Origin of the sequence: Hydrogenophaga sp. 70-12 (assembly GCF_001897365.1) — a bacterium.
GTDB classification, from domain to species: Bacteria; Pseudomonadota; Gammaproteobacteria; order Burkholderiales; family Burkholderiaceae_C; genus Hydrogenophaga; species Hydrogenophaga borbori.
Genome location: NZ_MKSS01000418.1, coordinates 1 through 4,944 on the forward strand (window position 1 = coordinate 1; position 4,944 = coordinate 4,944).

Here is a 4,944-nt window from a genome sequence, read left to right on the forward strand (position 1 = left end):
CGGCCTGCGCACCGGCCAGGGCCTGGCGCGCCGCCGTGAGGTTGAGCTGGGCCTGTTCGCGCGCCGACGGCGCCACGAACTGCGCGCGCGCCAGTTCCTCGCTGCGCCGAGCGTCCAGCTCGGCCTGGGCCAGGGCGGCCTGCGAGCGCGCAGCCTGCGCCCGCGTGGCCGCCAGAGCGGCCTCGGCGCTGCCCACGCGCTGGCGCAAGACCTCGCGCGTGCGGCTGTCGATCATCGATGGCGCCGCGGGCCGCAGCACGGCCAGCGGCTCACCCTCGGCGACGGTGTCGCCCACCTTCAGGCCGGGCCGCAGCAGCTCGCCGGCGGTGGGTGCCGCCACGGTGTAGCGCTGCAGCAGGCGCAGCACGCCGTCCTCCTCGATGGCTTGCTCGAAGTCGCCGCGCTGCACGGTGGCGATCTCCACCGGCAAGGCCGCGGGCCGCAAGGCCCAGGCGAGCAGGGCGGCGATGGCCAGGGCCACGGCCGTGGCGGCGGTGATGAGGCGCACGCGGCGCCTGCGCGGGGTTGTGTCGTCGTTCATTCGCGCACCTTCAGAACAGCCACCAGGTCGAGCCGATCGACGTGGCGGCGCACGAGCAGGGCACTGGCCGCGCCCGCGGCCAGCACGATGAGCGCCGCCCACGCGTAGGTGGACGGCGCGATGATCACGGGAAAGTCGATGTTGTCCGATGACATGAGGCGCATGAGCAGGCCGGCCAGCGCGCGCCCCGCGAGCAGGCCCAGCGGCAGCGCCAGCAGCAGCTCCACGGCGAGCTGGCCCAGCAGCAGCACCGAGACCTCGGCGCGCGTCATGCCCAGCACGCGCAGGCTGGCCAGGTCCCAGGCGCGTTCGGACAGCGCGATGCGCGCGGCGTTGTAGGTGATGCCCACCGCCATGGCGATGGCGAACAGCGTGAGGATGGCGCTGAAGGCCCCCATGTTGTGCTGGGTGCGCTCGTCGAAGGTCTGTTGGACCGAGCGCTTGTCGAACACCCCGCCGATCGAGGGCGCGGCCTTCACGGCCGACCAGAACGCCGGCATCGAGGCCGGGTCCACCTGCAGCACCGCTTGCGACAGGCCCGCGCCATCGCGCGTGAGGCGCTGCAGGGTGGACAGGCGCATGTAGGCCTGCTGGCCCATGAGGGCGTGCACCTCGGCCACCACGGGCAGGTCGACCTGGCGCCGGTGGCCGGTGCGAAACACCACCGTCACGGTGTCGCCCACGCGCGCGTCCAGGGCGCGCGCGAGCAGGTGCGACAGCACGAGGCCCTCGTCGGGCAGTTCCACCGCGCCGAGCGGATCGTCCACCACGCGCAGCAGCCGCGCCCCCGGCGGCATGCCGCCGACGCTGGCGTCTTTCCAGCGCGCGCCGTGGTGCACGCGCACGGCCTCGTTGCGGTAGCCCTCGGCCTGCAGCACGCCGGGCAGGCGGCGCAACTCGTGCAGCACGCCCTCGGGCGCGCGCGGCTCGAACTGCAGCGCCACGTTGCCGGGCTGCACCTGGCGGAACTGCACGTCCACGATGTGGGCGATGGCGTCGAGCCAGAAGGCGCCCGAGATCTGCAGCGCCATGGCCATGGCCACGCCGCCGATGGTGAAGGCGGTACGCCAGGGCCGGTGCTGCACGTCGCGCAGTACCAGCAGCGGCGCGGCGCGCACGCGCCGGCCCGCCAGGCGCTCCAGCAGCGTGCGCCGGTAGTGCGGCGGTGCCGGCGGCAGCATGGCCTGGGCCGGGCGCAGCCGCACCACGGCGCGGATCGAGGCCCAGGTGCCCAGGCCGGCCGCCAGCAGCGACAGCAGCACCGACACGCCCACGGCGGCGGCCGTGGTGCGGTAGGCCAGGGCATCGAAGCGGAACACCGGCTCGTACAGGCCCAGCATGAGCCGGCCGATGACGGCGCTGAGCAGCAGCCCGCCGAGCACGCCCAGGCCAGCCACCACCAGCGCCAGCTGCAGGTAATGCCTGCCGATGACCGCGTCGTCGTAGCCCAGGGCCTTGAGCGCGGCGATCTGCGGGCGCTGCGTGGCCACCTGGCGCGCCAACACGCCATTGAGGATGAACATCGCCACGCCAAGAAAGATGGCGGGCAGCACCGTGCCCATCACGCGCAGCTGGTCGAGTTCGTCGTCCACCACGCGCGCCGAGAGCTGGTCGGCGCGCGCCACCGCGCCCAGCGAGCCATAGGGTTCGAGCAGGCGGTCCAGCGCGTCGATGACGGCCTCGCTGGAGGCGCCGCTGTCCAGCCGCAGCGCGGCCTGGTTGAAGGCGCCTTGCAGGTCCAGCAGCTCGCCCAGGCGGCGCGCGTCGGTCCACCAGATGCCGAAGCTGCGCTCGTCGGGCGCGGCGCCGCCGGAGGCGAACACGTACTCGGGCGAGATCGCCAGGCCGACGATGCGCACCGTCTGCTGCCGGCCGTTGAGCACGGCCCGCGCGCTGTCGCCGGGCTTGAGGCCGCGCGCCTTGGCAAAGGCCTCGCTCACCAGCGCTTCCAGGGTGGTGCCCGCCTCGGGCCAGCGCCCCTCGCGCAGCCGCAAGGCGTTGAGCCCCTGTTCGCCGCGCTGCACGCGCGCCAGGTCCAGCGCCACGAAGCGGCCCGTCACGGGCGGGCCGGGGTCGCCCAGGTCGACGCGCGCGTCGAAGGCCAGGCCGGTCTTCACCTCGGCCACGCCGGGCAGGGCGGCGATGCGCTCGCGCAGCGCCAGCGGCGCGCGCTTGAGCGCGACGAACACGTCGGCCAGGCGGTGGCTGGCGTAGAACCGGTCGCGCGCGTCCAGCAGGGACGCGTGCACCGAGAACAGGCCGACGAAGCCGCCCACGCCGATGGCCACCACCATGGCGATGGTCAGCACCTGGGCGCGCAGGCGCCACAGGTCGCGGCCCAGCTTGATGTTCAGTGCGCGCATGGGCCCGGCCTCGCTGGTCACCAGCTCAGCGCCGCGGCGGCGAGCTTGCTCGGGTTGGCCTGCACCGAGGCGATGCGCCCGTCGGCCAGGCGCAAGACGCGATCGGCCATCTGCGCGATGGGCGCGTTGTGTGTGATGACCACGGTGGTGGTGCCCAGTTCGCGGTTCACCCGCTCGATGGCTTCCAGCACGCGCACGCCGGTGGCGCAGTCCAGCGCGCCGGTGGGCTCGTCGCACAGCAGTACCTCGGGGCGCTTGGCGATGGCGCGCGCGATGGCCACGCGCTGCTGCTCGCCGCCGGAGAGCTGGGACGCGAAATGGTCCAGACGCCCTTCCAGGCCCACGAGCGCGAGCGCTTCCTCGGGCGCCATGGGGTCGGTGGCGAGGTCGGTCACCAGGGCCACGTTCTCGCGCGCGGTGAGGCTGGCGATGAGGTTGTAGAACTGGAACACGAAGCCCACGTGCTCGCGCCGGTAGCGCGTGAGCTCGGCGTCGCTGGCGCCCGCCAGCTCGTGGGTCTCGCCAGCGTGCGTCCAGCGCGCCGAGCCGCCCGAGGGGGAGTCGAGTCCGCCCAGGATGTTGAGCAGCGTGCTCTTGCCGCTGCCCGAGGCCCCGAGCAGCACGACGAACTCGCCCGGCATGACGTCCAGGTCGACGCCGCGCAGGGCGTGCACCGCGGTGGGGCCTTCGCCGTACACCTTGGTGAGGGCGCGCGCGGAAAAGACAGGCGTGGCGGGCATGCCAGGGATTGCAGCATGGGGGCGGGCCCGGCCGCTTGACGAACGTCAAGCGCGGGCCTCAAGCTGGCGGACCGGGGGCCGATGGGCACACCGCTTGCCGGTCGCCCCACGGTCGCCAAAACGGCCACCCGATGCCAGGACGACGCCATGAACCCACCTTCGCCTTCGCCCCGCACCGAACACGATGCCTGGGGCGAGATCCAGATCCCCGCCGACGCCCCCTGGGGCGCGCAGACGCAGCGGGCCATCGGCCACTTCGCCATTTCCACCGAGAAGATGCCGCCCGAGCTGCTGCACGCGCTGGCGCTCATCAAGCGCTGCGCGGCGCGCGTGAACGCCAGCCTGGGCACGCTGGAGCGGCCCGTGGCCGATGCCATCGCGCAGGCCGCCGCCGAGGTGGTGGATGGCCGCTGGCCCAACGCGTTTCCCCTGTCGCTGTGGCAGAGCGGCTCCGGGACCCAGAGCAACATGAACATGAACGAGGTGATCGCGCACCGGGCCTCGGCGCTGCTGGGCCGGCCGGTGCACCCGAACGACGAGGTCAACCTCGGCCAGTCGTCCAACGACACCATTCCCACCGCCATCCACCTGGCCGCGCTGCTGGGCGTGGAGCGCGCCTTGCAACCGGCGCTGCGCGCCCTGCGCGACACGCTCGCCGCCAAGGCCGAGGGCGTGCGTGGGGTGATGAAGACCGGCCGCACCCACCTGCAGCACGCGCTGCCGCTGACGCTGGCCGACGAGCTGCTGGCCTGGGTGGCACAGCTCGATCAGGCTGGGGCCGCGCTGGCGCCGGCGCTGCGCGCGGTGCTGGGCCTGGCCATCGGCGGCACGGCGGTGGGCAGCGGCGCCAACGCCCACCCCGACTTCGGCCTGCGCATGGCCGAGGCCTTGAGCGAGGCCACCGGCCTGCCGCTGCGCCGCGCCGACAACCCCTACGCGGCCCAGGCCGCGCACGACGCGCTGCTGCAGCTGCATGGCGCGCTGCGGGGGCTGGCGCTGGCGCTGTGCAAGATCGCCGACGACCTGCGCTGGGAGGCCAGCCCGGGGTTGGGTGAATGGCGGCTGCCGGCCAATGAGCCCGGCAGTTCCATCATGCCGGGCAAGGTCAACCCCACGCAGTGCGAATCGCTGCTCATGGTGTGCGCGCAGGTGATGGGCAACGACGTGAGCATCGGCGTCGGCGCCACGCTGGGGCAGTTCCAGATGCACGCCGCCAAGCCGCTGCTGGCGCACAACCTGCTGCAGAGCATCCGCCTGCTGGCCGATGGCATGCGCAGCTTCGAGGAACATGCCGTGCGCG

General features: G+C 73.5%; 4 protein-coding genes. 1 reads left to right on the forward strand and 3 read right to left on the reverse strand.

Going from position 1 to position 4,944, the window contains the following annotated elements; all coding sequences use genetic code 11:
• The 3 genes from BGO22_RS21725 to BGO22_RS21735 all read right to left on the reverse strand — a co-directional run.
• Positions 1 to 541, reverse strand: a 541-nt coding sequence (locus tag BGO22_RS21725; protein ID WP_502686491.1) for an efflux RND transporter periplasmic adaptor subunit, incomplete at its 3' end; no start/stop codon positions are given.
• Positions 538 to 2,904: an ABC transporter permease gene (locus tag BGO22_RS21730; RefSeq protein WP_070398257.1), complete on the reverse strand. Its 2,367-nt coding sequence runs from the start codon at positions 2,902 to 2,904 to the stop codon at positions 538 to 540. The genes BGO22_RS21730 and BGO22_RS21725, both read right to left, overlap by 4 nt.
• A 17-nt stretch (positions 2,905 to 2,921) precedes the next feature.
• Complete coding sequence (locus BGO22_RS21735) at positions 2,922 to 3,644, reverse strand: ABC transporter ATP-binding protein (RefSeq protein WP_070398038.1); 723 nt, start codon at positions 3,642 to 3,644, stop codon at positions 2,922 to 2,924.
• A 147-nt stretch (positions 3,645 to 3,791) separates the two neighbouring features.
• On the opposite strand from BGO22_RS21735, the gene BGO22_RS21740 reads away from it, so the two are divergent.
• The coding region (locus BGO22_RS21740) for a class II fumarate hydratase (protein ID WP_286852422.1) at positions 3,792 to 4,944 on the forward strand (1,153 nt) is incomplete at its 3' end.

Coding starts and splice junctions, on each gene's coding strand:
- BGO22_RS21735 (WP_070398038.1), bottom strand. CDS start 3,644: ATGCCCGCCACGCCTGTCTTTTCCGCGCGCGCCCTCACCAAGGTGTAC.
- BGO22_RS21730 (WP_070398257.1), bottom strand. CDS start 2,904: ATGCGCGCACTGAACATCAAGCTGGGCCGCGACCTGTGGCGCCTGCGC.